The organism is Mesorhizobium sp. M1004, assembly GCF_040318795.1.
Classification (GTDB): Bacteria; Pseudomonadota; Alphaproteobacteria; order Rhizobiales; family Rhizobiaceae; genus Mesorhizobium.
In genome coordinates, this window is record NZ_JAMYNB010000002.1 from 335,446 (window position 1) to 353,854 (window position 18,409).

Annotated in this window: 17 protein-coding genes; 7 read left to right on the forward strand and 10 right to left on the reverse strand. The window is 62.6% G+C overall.

The genetic code is table 11. The features are described from left to right. Window positions 1-79: 79 nt before the first annotated feature. A complete protein-coding gene (locus NKH54_RS05790) occupies window positions 80-643 on the forward strand; it encodes an ActR/PrrA/RegA family redox response regulator transcription factor (protein ID WP_023672848.1) in 564 nt (187 codons plus the stop codon). A 371-nt stretch (window positions 644-1,014) separates the two neighbouring features. Continuing rightward, window positions 1,015-2,202, forward strand: a complete 1,188-nt coding sequence (gene nhaA, locus NKH54_RS05795) for a Na+/H+ antiporter NhaA (protein WP_353027860.1) — start codon at window positions 1,015-1,017, stop codon at window positions 2,200-2,202. 53 nt (window positions 2,203-2,255) lie between these two features. Here the strand turns inward: nhaA and NKH54_RS05800 are convergent, their stop codons facing one another. Further along, a complete protein-coding gene (locus NKH54_RS05800; protein WP_023692665.1) occupies window positions 2,256-2,756 on the reverse strand; it encodes an MmcB family DNA repair protein in 501 nt (166 codons plus the stop codon). A gap of 563 nt (window positions 2,757-3,319) precedes the next feature. After that, entirely contained in the window at window positions 3,320-3,559 is a 240-nt protein-coding gene (locus NKH54_RS05805) for a hypothetical protein (protein ID WP_353027861.1), read from the reverse strand. A 95-nt stretch (window positions 3,560-3,654) separates the two neighbouring features. Here NKH54_RS05805 and NKH54_RS05810 point away from each other — a divergent pair, with 95 nt between their 5' ends. Continuing rightward, window positions 3,655-3,975: a hypothetical protein gene (locus NKH54_RS05810; protein ID WP_353027862.1), complete on the forward strand. Its 321-nt coding sequence runs from the start codon at window positions 3,655-3,657 to the stop codon at window positions 3,973-3,975. A gap of 381 nt (window positions 3,976-4,356) precedes the next feature. On the opposite strand, the gene cueR is transcribed toward NKH54_RS05810, so the two are convergent. Further along, window positions 4,357-4,773, reverse strand: a complete 417-nt coding sequence (gene cueR, locus NKH54_RS05815) for a Cu(I)-responsive transcriptional regulator (protein WP_353027863.1) — start codon at window positions 4,771-4,773, stop codon at window positions 4,357-4,359. Between the two features lie 238 nt (window positions 4,774-5,011). On the opposite strand from cueR, the gene NKH54_RS05820 reads away from it, so the two are divergent. Then, window positions 5,012-5,629 (forward strand): L,D-transpeptidase, encoded by a 618-nt coding sequence (locus NKH54_RS05820; protein ID WP_023692663.1) that lies wholly within the window; start codon window positions 5,012-5,014, stop codon window positions 5,627-5,629. Between the two features lie 182 nt (window positions 5,630-5,811). Here NKH54_RS05820 and NKH54_RS05825 read toward each other — a convergent pair whose 3' ends face one another. The 6 genes from NKH54_RS05825 to NKH54_RS05850 form a co-directional block, all read right to left on the reverse strand. After that, a complete protein-coding gene (locus NKH54_RS05825) occupies window positions 5,812-6,381 on the reverse strand; it encodes a NifU family protein (RefSeq protein WP_023685140.1) in 570 nt (189 codons plus the stop codon). Between the two features lie 203 nt (window positions 6,382-6,584). Beyond that, window positions 6,585-7,076: a universal stress protein gene (locus tag NKH54_RS05830; RefSeq protein ID WP_023672856.1), complete on the reverse strand. Its 492-nt coding sequence runs from the start codon at window positions 7,074-7,076 to the stop codon at window positions 6,585-6,587. A 100-nt stretch (window positions 7,077-7,176) separates the two neighbouring features. Beyond that, complete coding sequence (trpS, locus tag NKH54_RS05835) at window positions 7,177-8,244, reverse strand: tryptophan--tRNA ligase (RefSeq protein WP_023738118.1); 1,068 nt, start codon at window positions 8,242-8,244, stop codon at window positions 7,177-7,179. 173 nt (window positions 8,245-8,417) lie between these two features. Then, on the reverse strand, window positions 8,418-10,025 hold the full coding sequence (gene murJ / locus NKH54_RS05840; RefSeq protein WP_353027864.1) for a murein biosynthesis integral membrane protein MurJ: 1,608 nt from the start codon (window positions 10,023-10,025) through the stop codon (window positions 8,418-8,420). A gap of 76 nt (window positions 10,026-10,101) precedes the next feature. Further along, complete coding sequence (locus tag NKH54_RS05845) at window positions 10,102-12,897, reverse strand: [protein-PII] uridylyltransferase (protein ID WP_352909052.1); 2,796 nt, start codon at window positions 12,895-12,897, stop codon at window positions 10,102-10,104. 33 nt (window positions 12,898-12,930) lie between these two features. Continuing rightward, window positions 12,931-13,773 (reverse strand): glycosyltransferase family 25 protein, encoded by an 843-nt coding sequence (locus NKH54_RS05850; RefSeq protein WP_502907480.1) that lies wholly within the window; start codon window positions 13,771-13,773, stop codon window positions 12,931-12,933. A 177-nt stretch (window positions 13,774-13,950) separates the two neighbouring features. Between NKH54_RS05850 and NKH54_RS05855 the strand changes: the two genes are divergently transcribed. The 3 genes from NKH54_RS05855 (at window position 13,951) to NKH54_RS05865 (ending at window position 17,820) form a co-directional block, all read left to right on the forward strand. Then, a complete protein-coding gene (locus NKH54_RS05855; RefSeq protein ID WP_023703107.1) occupies window positions 13,951-16,455 on the forward strand; it encodes a heavy metal translocating P-type ATPase in 2,505 nt (834 codons plus the stop codon). Window positions 16,456-16,498: 43 nt separating this feature from the next. After that, the gene (copM, locus tag NKH54_RS05860; protein ID WP_023685134.1) at window positions 16,499-16,882 is read left to right on the forward strand and encodes a CopM family metallochaperone; all 384 of its coding nucleotides are present in this window, start codon (window positions 16,499-16,501) and stop codon (window positions 16,880-16,882) included. 92 nt (window positions 16,883-16,974) lie between these two features. Beyond that, a complete protein-coding gene (locus NKH54_RS05865; protein ID WP_023703106.1) occupies window positions 16,975-17,820 on the forward strand; it encodes an aldo/keto reductase in 846 nt (281 codons plus the stop codon). A 28-nt stretch (window positions 17,821-17,848) separates the two neighbouring features. Here NKH54_RS05865 and NKH54_RS05870 read toward each other — a convergent pair whose 3' ends face one another. After that, a complete protein-coding gene (locus NKH54_RS05870; protein ID WP_023703105.1) occupies window positions 17,849-18,397 on the reverse strand; it encodes a hypothetical protein in 549 nt (182 codons plus the stop codon). Between the last annotated feature and the right edge of the window lie 12 nt (window positions 18,398-18,409).

Genomic DNA, 18,409 nt, shown 5'->3' on the forward strand with positions numbered 1-18,409 from the left:
GGCGGAGGCGGCAAAATTGGACAATGGCGTTCAGGAACTATATCTGCGTAAAATTAAGGCAGCAGGATTTTTTGAGATAATGACTGGCGAAGAAGCAATTGGCGCAATGGTCGAAGGCGAGGACACCTCGCTGCTCATCGTCGACGACGACAAGCCGTTCCTGACGCGGCTGGCCCGCGCCATGGAAACCAGGGGTTTCGTGGTCGAGACGGCCGAGAGCGTCGAGGAGGCAGTGGCCAAGGCGCGCGCCCACCCGCCGGCCTATGCGGTGGTCGACATGCGGCTTGGCGACGGCAACGGCCTCGACGTCGTCGCCGCCATCCGCGAGAAGCGCGACGATGCCCGCACCGTCATCCTCACCGGCTACGGCAACATCGCCACCGCGGTGACCGCGGTGAAGCTCGGCGCCATCGACTATCTGTCGAAGCCGGCTGACGCCGACGACGTGTTTGCAGCGCTCACCCGCACCGCCGGCGAGCGCGCCGCCCCCCCGGAAAATCCGATGTCGGCCGACCGCGTGCGCTGGGAACACATCCAGCGCGTCTACGAAATGTGCGACCGCAACGTGTCGGAAACCGCGCGCCGGCTCAACATGCATCGCCGCACGCTGCAGCGCATACTCGCCAAGCGCGCACCACGCTGACGTTCACGCGCCGGTGGCGCCGGCCGCCAATTGCCGAACCTCAGCGCTGCCCCTCACCTGCCTGCCGGCATCCTCTCCCCGTATAGAGACGGGGGAGAGGGGCGCTCTCATCGCCGGTTTCGCCAATCGCCGGCGTTGCAGGAGACGACGGCGAGGCTGAAGCTGCCTCTTTCTCCCCGTCGCTATGTGGGGAGTTGAGGAATGGTCCGCGAAGTGGACGAAAAGCCAACTGCTTGGCTTTTCGAATGACGAACGTCCGGCAGGACAATGAGGGGCGGCGCCAACGCTGGAAACAGTTGCGGTTGCCGTGCCATCGACCTTTGCCCATCATCGGCAATAACGCCGCCGGAAAACCCGGCAACGGAGCACAGATGCGCGACAAGCAGCCGAAATCCATCCTTCGCGAATTCCTCGATGGCGAGGCGGCGGGCGGCATCATCCTGATGGTTGCGGCAGCCCTTGCGCTGATCGTCGCCAATTCACCATTGGCCGAAACCTATTTCGCCGCTCTCCACGCCTATCTCGGCCCGCTCAGCGTGTCGCACTGGATCAATGATGGGCTGATGGCGGTGTTCTTCCTGCTGGTCGGCCTCGAGATCAAGCGCGAGATGCTCGACGGTCAGCTCTCGACCTGGCCGCGCCGCGTGCTGCCGGGCGTCGCCGCCGCCGGCGGCATGCTGGTTCCCGCGCTGGTCTATGTCGCCATCAACCGCAACAACGCCGCCGCGCTCTCCGGCTGGGCGATCCCGACCGCCACCGATATCGCCTTTGCGCTCGGCGTACTGTCGCTGCTCGGCAACCGCGTGCCGGCGTCGCTCAAGATATTTCTCACCGCGCTCGCCATCATCGACGATCTCGGCGCCGTCATCATCATCGCCATCTTCTACACAAGCAGCCTGTCGCTGGCCTATCTCGGTGCGGCCTTCGCCGTCATCGCGGTGCTCATCGTGCTCAACCGCATGCGGGTGACGAGGCTGAAGCCTTACCTCGTGCTCGGCGCCGTGCTGTGGGTGCTCGTGCTGAAATCGGGTGTGCATGCGACGCTGGCCGGCGTGGCGCTGGCGCTCACCATTCCGCTGAAAACTTCTCCCGGCAGCGGGCACGATCTCGACCATTCGCCGCTGCACCGGTTGGAGCACGGCCTGCACAAGATCGTGCCGTTCTTCGTCATCCCGATTTTCGGCTTTGCCAATGCCGGCGTGTCGCTGGCCGGCCTCAGCGCCTCTGCCCTGGTCGAGCCGCTGACGCTCGGCGTTGCCGCCGGCCTGGTGCTGGGCAAGCTGGCCGGCGTCTTCGGCTCCTCGGCGCTGGCGATCCGGCTCGGCTTCGCCGACCTGCCGGTCAATGCCGGCTGGCTGCACATGATCGGCATTTCGCTGCTCTGCGGCATCGGCTTCACCATGAGCCTGTTCATCGGCCTGCTCGCCTTCGCCAACGACATGGCGCTGCAGGACGCCGTCAAGGTCGGCATCCTGGCGGGGTCCTTCGTTGCAGCGCTGCTGGGTGCCGCCGTGCTCCTGATGGCGTCGGCGGCAGGGGTGGAGGAGGTGGTGGAGTAGGTGTTCTTGGGTTCCTCGCCCCCGCAAAGCGGGGCGAGGAACTTGAGCTTCGTCTACTCGCTCTCTCCCGCCAGCGCCGGCACCGCCACACCCGCCAGTTCCGCCGCCAGCAGCCGCGCCGCACCCGCCCGTGCGATGCGCAGCATCAGCGCCTTGCGCGTTGCTGCGGCCATCCGGTGCTCGGGCGCATCGCGCAGAATCTCGGCGCCGTAGCCGTCGGAGAGGATGAAGCCGCATTCCTCGGGGAAGATCTCCGATGGCACGCCCGGATGGGTGGCGAAGAAGAAGCGGTCGGAGTGCAGCCGGTAGTCAGGCCATTTGCGGTCGACGCGGAAATCCTCGATCGAGGATTTGACCTCGATGATCCAGATATCGCCCTGCCGGGTCAGCGCCACAAGGTCGGCGCGCCGCCCGGTGGCCAGCGACAGTTCGGGCAGCACATGCATGCCCATTTGCATCAACAGCCTTTGCACGCCGCGCCGCACCAGCATGGCGCGTTCGGACTGGCGGCCGTCGATGAGGGGATTGAGGGGAATCGGCGAAATGATCGGCATGGCACCCACCATGCCAGATTTTGTTCACGGTTTGAACCCATGTTGGGCAAAATCCGATTGACAAATTCGGCCAGATAGGAATATAATCCTACTACGGTTGATGATCCGAGAGGCATGTCACGTCATGGGCCAGGCGCTACGGGAAGTACTGCGGACAATACTGCGTTGGATCGAATCTCTGATCGGTGTCATCTCCGCGTTTGTGAGAAGCGGGATGGCCGAAAAGGTCCTGAAGTCTCGGATGAGCGAGGTCCGGCCGCTTATGTCACTGCCCGAAGCGGCCTTGTCTTCGCCCGGCCTAAGCCCGCCATATCATCAAAAATCGAGGCAGTCAGGGCCTGTTATCGCCGCGGCAAGCGTGGGCCAGTTATGCAGAGGGCCCATGTCCCGCAACAGCCGTTGCACGCCACGCCGCACCAGCATAGCGCGTTCCGACTCGCGGCTATCAGGGCGGATGCATACGAAACCTTGTAAATGACCAAGCCCTATACGAAACGACGACTCGTAAGCGTTAGGCGGAATTTGGTTCCGAAATTGGTAACTTCCCTACGGCTGGGTAGCTCCTAGAGCCATTTGATGGCTCCCAGGATCAGCACGACAATAACTGCCATCACTAATTCCAGACCAGGCCTGACCTGCGCACGAAGTTGCGGTGAAAACCGGCATGCCAGCAGGACGCCAAGCCCGCCACCGAGCGGCGTTAGAACCTTGTCGATAAACTCAACGGCATTCATGTCTTGACCCCCAAACCCAAGCGCGAGACTAGCAGAGCCAAGGTCGTGAGCAATGGGTTTGTCAACCATACAATCGCCTTTCGCAGGGCGACTATATACTTTACAACGCGCCCTGCGGATTGATCCCCGCTATGCTTGAGATAAGCTACCGGGAGGCAAAGCATATGAAGCGTAGAACCGCACTCACCGCGCTGCTCGTATCGTTGGGCACGATAGGCCTAATCTTGCTGGGGATTGGCCTTCTTGCTAGCGCGGGAATCGTAGCTGAGAAGGGTACTTGGCCGCATATTGTCGGTGGCTTCACTGCGGTATTGATGATGCCGATAGCTTTTGTGGCGTTTCTGTCCTGTATGTTTTCAGTTCTGACCACCCTTCTTTTTGCGGCTCTGCCGCGAGAGAAGCTGATCCCCTATCTCAGAGCGTGGCCATTCAAGTTTTTGCTCTGGAAGGAAGTCAGAGAAGAGTTTGAACCTATCTCAAGCTAGGTCTGCTTCTTACTCGTTCGGTCTGAAGGTGGCGGTCGCTTTCGGATTTTGACCCCAGCATCCGCGCACCTCATCAGACGATTATTCGGTTGACAAACCTGGGTGACGGCTTGGTCCGAGCGTCTTCCGCGATCGCACCATATTCGTCTGGGTGCAGTCTGGTATTGATCCGCAGCGGCCCTATGTCGTGCCGATCGACTTCCGTTCTTAGCTATAAATCGGCCGGACTAAAGTCATACGTCGTGAGCGAAAAGGTCTGATGTAACCGCTTTGGTTCCGTTCTTGTCCATTGGACGTTCCGTAATTTTAGCCAAATGAGATATAGACCTTTGGAGGTTTTTCTTGCGCATCCGGCGCCCAGTCTATCCCGGCGCCCGTGCTTCAAACCGTGGCCCGCCTGTCTGCGGCCTGCGCAGCCCCCGCAATATCATCCAAAATCGGGCAATCCGGCCGGTCGTCACCATGGCAGGCCTGGATCAGCGTCTGCAAGGTCGTGCGCATCGACTGCAGCTCGCGCACTTTTTCGTCGATGGCGCTGACATGGGCGGCGGCGATCTCGCGCACATCGTGGCTGGCGCGGCTGCGGTCCCGGTAGAGCGCCATCAGCTGGCGGCAATCGTCGATTGAAAAGCCGAGGTTGCGGGCACGGCGCAGGAAGGCCAGCCGATGGATGTCGTCGCTGGAATAATCGCGATAGCCATTGCCGGCGCGCGCCGGCGCGATCAGGCCGATCTCTTCATAGTAGCGGATGGTCTTGGCCGGCAGGCCGGACCGCGCCGCGGCATCGCCTACATTCATTGTGATTCCTCGATGTGGTTCCCTGATTCTAGGCTATCCGACAGGGCCGCCCATTGTTTTTCCTTCACAATCCCGTGAGTCCTGTTGCCGAAATGCCATAGTTGACGGCTTACCGGCACGTAAGCTCCTGCATATAGGCATCGCGCGCTTGGCAAGCAAAGCAAATGCCAGCATGAATGATTTCAGGAAAAGCGGCCGTAACGTGTCGCGACATCTTGGCGGGGCATCGGACCATTTCATGCGCATGAAGTCATTTGCAATCGTCGCCGCACTTGCGTTGTCGGCCGCGATCTCGGGTTGCAGCACGATCGGCTCGCAACTGTTCACCAACAACTACGGTTCGGTGAACGATGCAGGCTACCAACTGCCGCGCATCCCGATCGAGAGGGTGCCGCTGAAGTACCACCGGCAAGAGGTGAACTACGACACATCGGAAAAGCCGGGCACCATCGTCGTCGATACCCAGAACAAGTTTCTCTACTTCGTCGAAGGCGACGGCCGGGCGATCCGCTACGGCATCGGCGTCGGCCGCGAAGGCTTTGAATGGCACGGCACCGCCCATATCGCGCTGAAGCGCGAATGGCCGACCTGGACGCCGCCGCGGCAGATGATCCAGCGCCAGCCGGAGCTAGCGAAGTTCGCGAGCGGCATGGAGCCGGGCTTGAAGAACCCGCTCGGCGCGCGCGCCATGTATCTGTTCAACAAGGGCGGTGATATGGGCTACCGCCTGCACGGCAGTCCGGAATGGAATTCGATCGGCAAGGCGATGTCGTCAGGCTGCATCCGGCTGATGAACCAGGACATCATCGACCTCTACGACCGCACGTCGGTCGGCGCCAAGGTCATCGTGATGTAGGACCATGATCCGGAACCGAGGTCCACGAAAGCGAAAAGTGGAACCGGTTTTCGGGAAGATCATGGTCAAAGTAGGCGTTACCCTTCGTACGCGGACCGTCTAGGCAACAACGGACGTCCAAAACAGAAAACCGGGCAATCTGGCCCGGTTTTTTGTTGCTCGCTCGAATGCGTGAAGGGGTCTTAGGAGACCTGCTCGACCTGCTGTACTTCCGGCACGAAGTGGCGGAGCAGGTTCTGGATGCCGTGCTTCAGCGTCGCCGTCGAGGACGGGCAGCCGGCGCAGGCGCCCTTCATGTGCAGGAACACGGTGCCGTTCTCGAAGCCGCGGAAGGTGATGTCGCCGCCATCCTGGGCAACCGCCGGGCGCACCCTGGTGTCGAGCAATTCCTTGATGGTGATGACCAGTTGCTCATCGGCCTTGTCGTAGAATTCGCCGGTCTGGCTGGTCTCGGCGGCGGGGCCGGCATTGACCATGACGGGCGCGCCCGACATGAAATGCTCCATGATGGCGCCCAGGATCGCCGGCTTCAGGTGCTGCCAGTCCGGGCCGTCCTTGGTCACGGTGATGAAGTCATAGCCGAAGAAGACGCCGGTCACGCCGGGGATCTCGAACAGCCGGCCGGCCAGCGGCGAGGCGCTGGCTGCACTGTCGGCGTCGCGGAAATCGGCGGTGCCTTCAACAAGGACTTCCTTGCCGGGCAGGAACTTCAGCGTTGCCGGGTTCGGCGTCGATTCGGTCTGGATGAACATGGCCGTCTCCGTGCCCCAGTCGGGCAGCTAGTTTGGAATAGTTCTAAATAGGCTCAATCGGCTGGACATTCAAGCGAAACGCGTCGCTCAAAACGGCTGGCTGGCGGAATGTTTTTGCTGGCTGGGAATGAATCCCGCGCGGGCTATAAATCCAGGATCGTGATGTTATCCAAAACCGCTTCCACACTTCCGGCATCACTCTCCTATGCGAGGCTGTCGATCTCCTCGTCAGACAGGTTCTGCGGCACCACTGTGACCGGAATAGGGAAGGCGGCGCCCTTGCCGGCAACAGCCCCGACCAGCGGCCCGGGTCCTTCCTTGCCGGCACCTGCCGCCAGCACCAGGATGGCGATGTCCTGGTCTTCCTCGATCAGCTTGTGGATCTCCTCGGTCGGCTTGCCTTCGCGCACCACCATCTCGGGCTCGATGCCGAGCTTCTGGCGCACCTTGTTGGCGTAGCCGTCGAGTGCCGCGCGTGCCGTGGCATTGGCTTCCTCGCGCATGATCTTCTCGACGCCCAGCCAGTGCTGAAAGTCGTCCGGGGTGATGATGTAGAGCAGCACCAGCGTGCCGCTGGTGCTCTGCGCCCGCTTGGAGGCGTAGGCGACGGCGCGCTCGCACTCCGGCGTGTCGTCGATGATCGTCAGGAATTTCCTGCGATGGCCGGCTTCGCGACTGAGGCGTTTGGAGACCATGTCTATCTACTCGATGTTTCGGCCGCAATCTGCCACCGCGACAGACCGGCGGCAAGCCGCCGGCCTTGGGCCAGAATGGTGCGGTGCACTGACGGTAGGATCAGCCCTGCAACAGGCCGATAATGTCGCGCACCGTCTTCATGGTGGTCCCAGCCAGCGCGCCGGCGCGTTCGCCGCCGTCTCTCAGCACCGCGTCGACATAGGCGCGGTCTCCCTCGATACGGCGCATCTCGCCGGCGATCGGCGCCAGTTTTTCCACGGCAAGGTCGGCGAGCGCCGGCTTGAACACGGAAAACTGCTGGCCGCCGAATTCCTTCAGCACGTCCGCCTTCGACATCTCGGCCAGCCCGGCATAGATGCCGACCAGGTTTTCCGCTTCCGGGCGGCTTTCCAGGCCGTCGGCTTCGCTTGGCAACGCTTCCGGGTCGGTCTTGGCCTTGCGGATCTTCTTCGAGATGGTGTCGGCATCGTCGGTCAAATTGATGCGCGACAGGTCGGACGGGTCCGACTTCGACATTTTCTTCGAACCGTCGCGCAGGCTCATGATGCGCGCCGCCGGCCCGCCGATCACCGGTTCGGTTATCGGGAAGAACCCGTTTACCGTCTCTTCGCCAACCTGCATCTCGACTCCGACGCCAAGACTGGCGATGCGGCTCGAAAAATCATTATTGAACTTTTGCGCGATGTCGCGAGTCAGCTCCAGATGCTGCTTTTGGTCCTCGCCCACCGGCACATGGGTCGCGCGGTAGAGCAGGATGTCGGCCGCCATCAGCGAGGGATAGGCAAGCAGGCCCAGCGAGGCGTTCTCGCGGTCCTTGCCGGCCTTGTCCTTGAACTGCGTCATCTTGTTCATCCAGCCGATGCGCGCCACGCAATTGAAGATCCAGGCAAGCTCGGCATGCTGCATCACCCGCGACTGGTTGAAGACGATGTGCTTCTTCGGGTCGATGCCCGAGGCGAGGAAGGCGGCGGTGATCGAGCGGGTCTGGTCTGCGAGGTCATCATGGACGAGTTGTGCCGTCAGCGAATGCAGGTCGACGACGCAATAGATGCAGTCTGACGTGTCCTGAAGCGCAACGAATTTCTTGATGGCGCCGAGATAGTTGCCGAGATGCAGATTGCCGGTCGGCTGTACCCCGGAAAAGACGAGCTGTTTGAAGGCGGTCATGGGTTCCTCATGGCTTGTGGAGGGCCGTATTAAGCGTGTTTCCGAAAAGTTGCAGACCTTTCGGAGCCAATCACGCGGCTGGAAACCACGCGCGGCGAAAGTCTTGCGACGGCGCGCTTATGGACGAAGGGGCGGAGAGGATCAAGACCGGTGTTGCTGTTAGCTCGCCCGGACTATTCGTCCAGATCGGCGTTTGGCGCTGGCGCCGCTGCCTTGCCCGAGCCGCGTTTCACATTGCGCCGGATCATTCCGAAATCGGCGCCGCCGGTGGCGAAAGCCGTGACGAAGTAGAGCAGCGCCCCGCCGGCCACCAATGAGAGAAGCGTCACGGCCTTGATCACCAGTGGCGAGCCGGGGCCGAGCCTGACGGCCAGCCAGTGCTCGGCGAAATAGAGCGCCACCGCCATCACCGCAGCCGACAGCACCAGGCGCGGAATGCGCTTCAGCAATGGCACGTCGCGGCCCCAATGGCCGCGTCGGATCAGCACGGCAAGCAGCATCACAGCGTTGACCCAGCCGGCCACGGCCGAGGCCACCGCAATGCCGGGCGCGCCCATGCTCGGGAACAGCGTCAGTGCCGTGATCACGTTCACGCCGACCGAAATGGCGGCGAACATCATCGGCGTGCGCGTGTCCTCGCGGGCGAAATAGCCGGGGGTGAAGGCCTTGATCAGCACGAAGGCCGGCAGGCCGAGGCCAAAGATCGCCAGGATCGCCGCCACCGTCGGCGTCGAGCCGGTGGCGGCGAAGGCGCCGCGCTCATAGACCAGCCGCACGATCGGCTCCGCCATTACCCAAAGGGCCGCCGCCGCCGGCAAGGTCATGAACAGCGTGAACTCGACCGAGCGGTTCTGCAGATTGGCCGCCTCGACCAGATTGCCCGATTTCAGCGCCCGCGACAGCTCCGGCAACAGCACGATGGCCACCGCGACGCCGACGACGCCGAGCGGCAGCTGGTAGATGCGGTCGGCGTAAGCAAGCGAGGACACGGCGCTGTCCTGCGCCGACGCGATCGCCGTGCCGATCAGCTGGTTGATCTGGGTGATGCCGCCGGTGATCGCCGCCGGCAGCGCCAGGATCAGCAGGCGCTTGACGTTGGGCGTCATCTTCGGCCGGCGAAAGCCGATGGCGATGCCGGCATTGCGCACCGCCACCCAGACGATGGCAAGCTGCACCAGCCCCGCCGCCAGCACGCCCCAGGACAGGCTGAAACCGACCTCACGGGCATCCATGCCGTGGTACCAGGCGTAGCCGAGCACGCTGATCAGGATGATGTTGAGGAAAGCCGGCGCCACGGCAGCCGCGAAATAGCGGCGCAGCGAATTCAGCATGCCGGCCATCATCGCTGCGAGCGACATGCAAATGAGATACGGGAACATGATCGTCGCCAGCAGGACGGTCGTCTCGAACTTGCCCGGCGTGTCGGCAAAGCCCGGCGCCACGAGATAGCGCACGATCAGCGGCATCGCCAATTCCATGACGATGGTCAGCGCCAGAAGTGCGGTGAACAGGACGCCGAACACTTCCTCCGAAAAGCGCTTGGCGCCGTCGGTGCCGTGGGTCTCGATCTCCTTGGCAAACAGCGGCACGAAGGCGGCGTTGAAGGCGCCTTCGGCAAACAGCCGGCGAAACGTGTTTGGAAACTGGAAGGCGGCGTTGAAGGCGTCCGCCACCGGCCCGGTGCCGAGTGCGGCAGCCATCAGCATCTCGCGGCCAAAGCCAAGGGCGCGGCTCATCAGCGTGCCGGACGCAACCGTGGCGAATTTCTTGACGAGGCTCATGCGCGGGGAGATTGCCTGGATGATTGGGACAAAGGGGATGATTGGGACAAAGGGGGTGATTGGGACAAAGTGATGGTCACTCGGCCGCCGCCTTGGCCTTGCCGCCGCGCTCTGGGACAACGCCTTCAAGCGCCGCGATCAGCCTGGCGTGGATGGTGGCGGTGCGTGCCGGGTTGTCGATCTTCTGCCCCGTAAGGTCGGTGACATAGAAAGTGTCGATCACCTTCTCGCCGAAGGTGGTGATGTGAGCCGAGGCGATGTCGAGCGAGAGATCGGACAACGCACTGGTGATTTCCGACAACAGCCCAGGCCGGTCCAGGCCCTCGACCTCGATCACCGAAAACCGGTTCGACAGCGTGTTGCGGATTTCGGCGCGCGGCGGAATCTTGAACACCTTGGCGCCGCGCCGCGGCCGGGTGCGCTTCTCGATCATCTCCGGCAGCCAGCTCTTGCCCGACAGCACGTCCTCGATCAGCCGGCCGACGCGCTGGGCGCGACGGCGCTCATCCTCATCGCGGTCGAATTCCCGTGAGATCAGGATGATGTCCAGCGCGCGGCCGTCGGACGTGGTGAAGATCTGCGCGTCGACGATGTTGCCGCCGGCGCCGGCACAGGCGCCGGCAATAACCGAAAGCAGGCGCGGATGATCCTGCGCCAGCACGGTGATCTCGGTCACCGCCTCGAATTGGTGCGTCCTGACCACGGTGGCGAGCTTCTTGCCTGCCGCGTCGGCTTCGCGGATGAATTCGGCATGACGCAGCTGATCGGGGAGGTCGACCGTCAGCAGATAGTTCTCGTAATGCAGGCCGACATAGCGCTTGCGGGCCTTGTCCGGCCAATCGGCTAGCGCCTCGGCTAGCCGCTCGCGCGCCGCCGCCGTCCGCTTGGCGCGCGACACTTCCGAGAAGCCGCCGGTCAAAAGCAGTTCGGTCTCGTAGTAGAGCGTGCGCAGGAGCTGGCCCTTCCAGCCGTTCCACACGCCCGGCCCGACACCCCTGATGTCGCAGACGGTCAGGATCAACAGCATTTTCAGCCGCTCGACCGATTGCACGATCGAGGCGAAATCCTCGATCGTCTTGCGGTCGTTGAGGTCGCGCGTCTGCGCCGTCATCGACATCACGAGATGGTTCTCGACCAGCCAGGCGACTGTCTCGGTGTCGGCCGCCGACAGCCCCATATGCGGGCAGATGCGGCGCGCGATCCGGGCGCCGGCCTCTGAGTGATCCTCCGGCCGGCCCTTGGCGATGTCGTGCAGCAGCACCGCGACATAGAGCGCCTCGCGGCTCTTCTCTAGCCCCGGCATCAGCGTGTGCGAGAGCGGATGCACCTTTTCGCCGTCGCCGCGCTCGATCTCGGCCAAGACGCCGATGCAGCGGATCAGGTGCTCGTCCACCGTATAGTGGTGGTACATCGAGAACTGCATCATGGCGACTATTCTGCCGAAATCGGGGATCAGCCTGCCGAGCAGGCCGGCCTCGTTCATGCGCCGCAAATTAAGCTCGGCATTGCGGTCCGAGGTCAGGATGTCGAGGAACAGCCGGTTGGCCTCCTCGTCGCGCCGCAGCGACTTGTTGACCAGACCGAGCGAGCGGGTGAGCAGCTTCAGCGCATCGGGATGGAACTCCAGCCCGTGCTTGTCGGCGAACCAGAACAGCCTGAGCAGATTGACCGGGTCGCGCTCGAACACGCTGTCGTCGGCGACGTTGATGCGGTGATTGTCGACAATGAAGTCCGACGTGCCTGCCAGCTTGCGCTTGCGGCGCTGGAAGGTGAGGAAGATGCGGTTGAAGCCGGGCACATGCTTGGCCTGCTCTTCCTCGAGCGCGGCGCAGAAGATGCGGGTGAGGTCGCCGACATCCTTGGCGACGAGGAAGTAATGCTTCATGAAGCGCTCGACCGCCGACAGACCGGGATGGGTGGTGTAGCCGAGACGTTCGGCAATCTCGCGCTGGATGTCGAAATGCAGCCGTTCCTCGGCCTTGCCGGTGAGGAAATGCATGTGGCAGCGCACCGCCCAGAGGAAATCCTCGGCCTTGAGGAATTCCCGGTATTCGGCCTCGGTGAACACAGCCTTGTCGACCAATTCCTCGCCGGTGCGCACGCGATAAAAATACTTGGCGATCCAGAACAGCGTCTGCAAATCGCGCAGGCCGCCCTTGCCGTCCTTGACGTTGGGCTCGACCAGATAGCGGCTTTCGCCGGCCTTGGCATGGCGATCGTCGCGTTCGGCGAGCTTGGCCTGCACATATTCCGGTCCGGTGGTGCGCACCACTTCATGGTCGAAGCGGGTGAGCAATTCGTCGAAGAGCTTCTGTTCGCCCCACAGGAACCGCGCTTCCAGGATCGTGGTGCGGATGGTGATATCGCTGCGCGACAGCCTGAGACACTCGTCGATGTTGCGGGTGGCGTGGCCAACCTTCAACCCGAGGTCCCACAGCATATAGAGCATATATTCGACGATCTGTTCGCCCCACGGCGTCTGCTTGTAGGGCAGCAGGAACAACAGGTCGGTGTCGGAGCCCGGCGCCAGCGTGCCGCGGCCATAGCCGCCGACGGCAACGACCGCCATGCGCTCTGCGGTCGAGGGGCTTTTCACCCGGTAGACGTGGGTCGCGGCGAACTCGTAGAGGGCGCGGATGATCTCGTCCATCAGATGCGACAGCCGGGCGGCGCAGGCCGTGCCGCTGCCATCGTCCATCAGCATGCGCTCGGCAACCTTGCGGCCCTCGGTCAGCCGATCCTTCAGCAGCCGGAGCGCACCGACGCGCGCGCCGGGCTCGATGCCGCTGGCCGCCGAGATCAGCGCCGTCATGTCGCGGCGCAAAGCCTCGCTGTCGATCAGCGCGTCGAGCTTGAGGGAGATTTTTGCCATGGATTGCCGGTGGGCCTCGCCTTTGCGCGGCGTCTATAGCGCGTTTTCACGGCGCTGTGTATGGGGCGGACGGACGCGTCGGCCGCGATACCAGAAAGGGATGATCATCTCGCGCCGAAGCCGGAAGAGATCGGCGATCTGCCGCGTCAACCGCCTGGCCTCGATCCTTACCTTGGCGGTGATTGGCTTCTGGCGGTGTTTACCTATCCCGCTTGCCACCCATTCCTCTGTTCGGTCCTGCTTGAGCAGGCTTGGCAATCTCACCGGACTGTCGCCGAGGAATTGTGCCTGCAGGCACAATGCCGGGACGAGTTGGTAAATGACCTTGTCGGATGAGGTCGCAAAACGCGGATTGAAGATGAGGTGATCGACGGGAATGCTGATCTCATTCGTTGCCGCAAGAAGGTCCTGCGCGGCCTGTCTGGACAGGATGTATCCCGCCGTACCGATATGGAGCCCGTGCAGTCTGCTCGCAGAAAAACCGTGGCCGCAGGCGACTTGCTTGCGTGAAATTACGGTCCGGTTGAAGAACGTTTCCAACTTGACGATGTCCGCATCGGCGGGAATCCAGCCCGCATCGGCAAGCAAAGCACCGGCTTTGTCCGGGAAAACGACATCGTCCTCGAAAATCGCCGCGTAAGCATCCTCACCTGTCGCGATCATCGACCAACACTGTTGGTGGCTGAGCAGGCAGGCAATCTCGGCGTCGGCCAGACGCAAATGCTTCTTGCCCTGCGGCATTTCGGCCAGATCCGGCCGATCTCGCGCATCGATGGCGGCGACCCGCTCGAAGGCGGTGCCGATGCGCGCGAACTCCGCCGTTACATGGGCGAGGCGATCGCGGGACCGATCGAGATTGATAATCAGGCATTTCATTTGGGTGGGATCGATGCAGTGGGACGCGCGTCCATAGCATGGGAACAAAGTCGCGTAAGCGATTTTCCCTTTGATGTGCGCGATGACGGCCATGATCGAAAAGTCGAAATCGCCCCTTGACCTTCCAGTTACTGGAAGCACTACCTCCTCACCCAGACAGATATAAGGCATTTTTCGATGGCGCATTCCGAGCATCACCACCACGCGGCCGATGGCAGCTGTTGTGCGGCAAAGGCTGCTGAGCCGGCCGCCGAAGCCGTGGTGCGCGATCCGGTGTGCGGCATGAGCGTCGATCCGGCCGCGGGCAAGCCGACGGCCGAGCATGGCGGCCGTCTCTTTCACTTCTGCAGCGAGGGTTGCCGTACGAAATTCGTCGCCGGGCCCGAAAAATACCTGACCGCCACCGACCCCGTCTGTGGCATGAGTGTCGACCGCGCTACCGCCAGGCATTTTTTCCGCCACGAAGGCCAGGGTTTCTATTTCTGCTCGGCCGGCTGCCGGGCGAAGTTCGAGGCCGAGCCGCAAAACTATCTCGGCGATAGGCCGACGCCGTCGCCAGTGCCGAAAGGCACTCAATACACCTGCCCGATGCACCCCGAAGTGATAAGAGACAAGCCCGGCTCCTGCCCGATCTGCGGCATGGCGCTTGAGCCGATGGGCGTTCCCACTGGCGATGAGGGCCCGAACCCCGAACTGGTAGACTTCACCAGACGGTTCTGGGTCAGCGCGGTGCTGTCCCTGCCGCTGCTGATCGTTGCCATGGCGCCGATGCTCGGCCTGACGTTCCAGGCGTTTGTCGACGGGCGAACGATGGTCTGGCTGGAATTGGCGCTGGCCAGCCCGGTGGTGCTGTGGGCGGCCTTCCCCTTCTTCCACCGCGGCTGGGAGTCGCTGGTCAACCGCAGCCCCAACATGTGGACGCTGATTTCGCTGGGTGTGGGTGCGGCCTACCTCTACAGCGTCGTCGCCGCACTGTTTCCGGACATCTTTCCGCATCAGTTCCGCGGTCATGGCGGCACAGTGCCGGTCTATTTCGAGGCAGCCGCCGTTATCGTCGCGCTGGTATTCCTCGGTCAGGTCCTCGAATTGCGGGCGCGCGAGAAGACCGGCTCGGCCATCCGTGCGCTGCTCGACCTGGCGCCGAAGACGGCACGGCTGATCGGGGAGGACGGCTCCGAGACCGACGTGCCGCTCGATGCGGTCAAGACCGGCGACCACCTGCGCCTCCGTCCGGGCGACGCCGTGCCGGTCGACGGCATTGTAACGGAAGGCCGTTCCTCCATCGACGAATCGATGATCTCGGGCGAGCCGCTGCCGGTCGAAAAAACGAAAGGCGATGCCTTGACCGGCGGCACGCTCAACAAGAACGGTTCGCTGATCATGCGCGCCGAAAAGGTCGGCTCCGAAACGACCCTTTCGCGCATCGTCGAGCTGGTCGCAAAGGCGCAGCGTTCGCGCGCGCCGATTCAAGGTCTGGCCGATCGCGTCTCCTTCTACTTCGTGCCGGCCGTCGTGCTGGTCGCGCTCGCGGCCTTTGCCGCCTGGGCGATCCTCGGTCCCGAACCCAGCTTGATCTTTGCCATCGTCTCGGCGGTCTCGGTGCTGATCATCGCCTGCCCCTGCGCGCTCGGCCTGGCGACGCCGATGTCGATCATGACCGCCACCGGGCGCGGGGCGCACGCGGGCGTGCTGATCAAGGACGCGGCCGCGCTCGAGCGCTTCGCTTCGGTCGACACGTTGATCGTCGACAAGACCGGCACCTTGACCGAAGGCAAGCCTCGCTTGACCGATGTCGTCGCTGCCGAAGGCCTGTCCGAGAATGAATTGCTGGCGCTCGCCGCCGGCCTGGAAAAAGGCTCGGAGCATCCGCTGGCCGAGGCCATTGTCGGCGGCGCCGACGTACGCGGCCTGACGCTCGTCGAGGCCAGCGGCTTCGACGCCGTCACCGGCAAGGGCGTATCCGGCACGGTGTCTGGCAGGAAGGTTTCGCTCGGCAACGCCGCCATGATGGCCGATGTCGGCATCGACACCGCTTCCCTGTCGGCCAGGGCCGAGGCGCTGCAGGCAGAAGGCAAGACGGCGATGTTCGTTGCGGTGGACAAAAAACTGGCCGGCATTGTCGCGGTCGCCGATCCGGTCAAGGCAACGACAGCCGAGGCGATCAGGGCGCTGCACGACAGAGGCTTGCGGATCATCATGGCGACCGGCGACAACGAGCGCACGGCGCGCGCCATCGCCAAAAGCCTTGGTATCGACGAGGTGCGCGCCGGCCTGCTGCCGGAACAAAAGGCAGCCCTTGTCGAGGAGTTGCGTGCGAAAGCCGGAATCGCCATGGCCGGCGACGGCGTCAACGATGCGCCGGCCCTGGCCAGCGCCGATGTCGGCATCGCCATGGGCACCGGCGCCGATGTCGCTGTCGAGAGCGCCGGCATTACGCTGGTCAAGGGCGATCTCAACGGCATCGTCAGGGCGCGAACGCTCGCGCAGGGGACGATCCGCAACATCCGCCAGAATCTGTTTTTCGCCTTCCTCTACAATGTGCTTGGCGTGCCGGTTGCTGCCGGCGTGCTATATCCGCTCACCGGCACGCTTTTGTCGCCGATGCTGGCGGCGGCGGCCATGAGCCTGTCTTCGGTTTCGGTGATCGCCAACGCATTGCGGCTGCGGACGTTGAAACTCTGAGCAAAGCCCCCAGATACGAATTTCAATCAACAGGAGATCATGGATGACCTTGGCTAAGAAAATCGTGCTTTTGATGATGGCGGCGGGAATGCTGCTTGCCGTTTTCCTCGAAAGCGTCCCGGCGCAATCCGAAGAGATGAAACACGACATGGGCGCGATGGGCGCGCAAGGTCCTTCGACCGACGGCTACAAGGCGGCGATGGACAAGATGCACACCGACATGATGATCGAATATTCCGGCAATGCCGATGTCGATTTCGTGCGCGGCATGATCCCGCATCATCGGGGCGCGATCGACATGGCCAAGGTGGAACTCGCCAATGGCAAGGATCCCGAAATCCGCAAGCTGGCCGAAGATGTCATCGCCGCGCAGGAAGCCGAGATCGCCAAGATGCAGGCCTGGCTCGCCGCCCATCCGGCGAAGTAAGGCAGCAACGGCCATGCCGGAGAGATCCATTCTGGATTTCTCTCCGTGGTTGTGATGCCATTCACATCGATTACACGGCGCCAGGAGCCCACATGCCATCGACGATAAGAGCCACCACGCTGCCTTCGGGCGAGGCCGTCCAGGTGCTGGGACAGGGCACATGGAAGATGGGCGAAGATTCCCGCCGCCGCGCCGGGGAGGTCAATGCCCTGAAGCTCGGGCTGGACCTCGGCATGACGTTGATCGACACCGCTGAAATGTATGCCAGCGGCGGCGCCGAGGAGGTGGTGGCGGAAGCCATTGCCGGGCGCCGCGACGAACTCTTTCTTGTCTCCAAGGTATTGCCGTCCAATGCCTCGCGCACCGGCGTGGCGCGGGCCTGCGAAAACAGCTTGAAGCGCCTGCGCACCGACCGCATCGATCTCTATCTCCTACATTGGCCGGGCAGTGTGCCTCTAGGCGAAACGGTCGACGCTTTCGAGGCGTTGAAGAAGGCCGGCAAGATCCGTCACTGGGGCGTCAGCAATTTCGACACCGACGAAATGGAGGAACTGACCGGTCTGTCGTCTGGCGATCATGTCCAGACCAACCAGGTACTCTACAATCTGTCGCGGCGCGGCCCCGAATTCGATCTCGTACCGTGGAGCCGGCAGCGCGGCATCCCGCTGATGGCCTATTCGCCGGTCGAGCAGGGCGCGCTGGCGCGCAATTCTAGGCTGGAAACCATCGCCGCCCGCCACAACGCCACGGCAGCACAGATCGCGCTCGCCTGGGTGATGGCGCAGCCCGGTGTCATCGCCATCCCGAAGGCCAGCAGCCAGGAGCACGTCCGCCAGAATGTCGCCGCGCACGATATCAGGCTGACGGCCGAAGACCTCGCCGAACTCGACCGCGCCTTTCCACCGCCGACGCGCAAGCGCGGGCTGGAGATGATCTGAATTGATTGCGGTTGGTCAGACTGGCCGTCTACTTGCTGCCCAGTCGTAGGTTTTCGATCTCGCGCGCTGCGTTTCGCACATCGCGGACACCGACAAAGCTCACTGTGGTTGTGGTTGGTTCGTCGCCCGTATCAACCGTTTCCCGGCGAAAGGTAATCGATCCTCTACCGTTCGAGCGTTCGTTTCGCTCAATGGTGTTTATGGCATTAGGGGCCACGGCAAGGACATGCCGCCACCACAAATCGCTGATGATAAGGATTCGACGGTCGGTCACGGCGTAGACCGTTCGCCATACAGCCAAAGTATTCCAGACGGCATTGCCGAGCAGGCATAGTCCAAAGCCAATAGCGACAAACCACGTGATCAGCGAGAGTGAATTCCACCCAATGTGCTTAAGGAATGGTTCGCTTAGAGCGCTGAGGAGGAGTGGAGTACAGAAACAGGTCAAGGCGATGGCAAAAATAATCGGAAATAACTGGGTCCGAAGCATACCCATAAAGGATGGAGATCCAGTCCAGCGCACGGTTTCTCCAGGTTGCAATTCAGTCTTGACGACCTCGTGCGGAGTCCAAATCATGTGGGGCAGTAT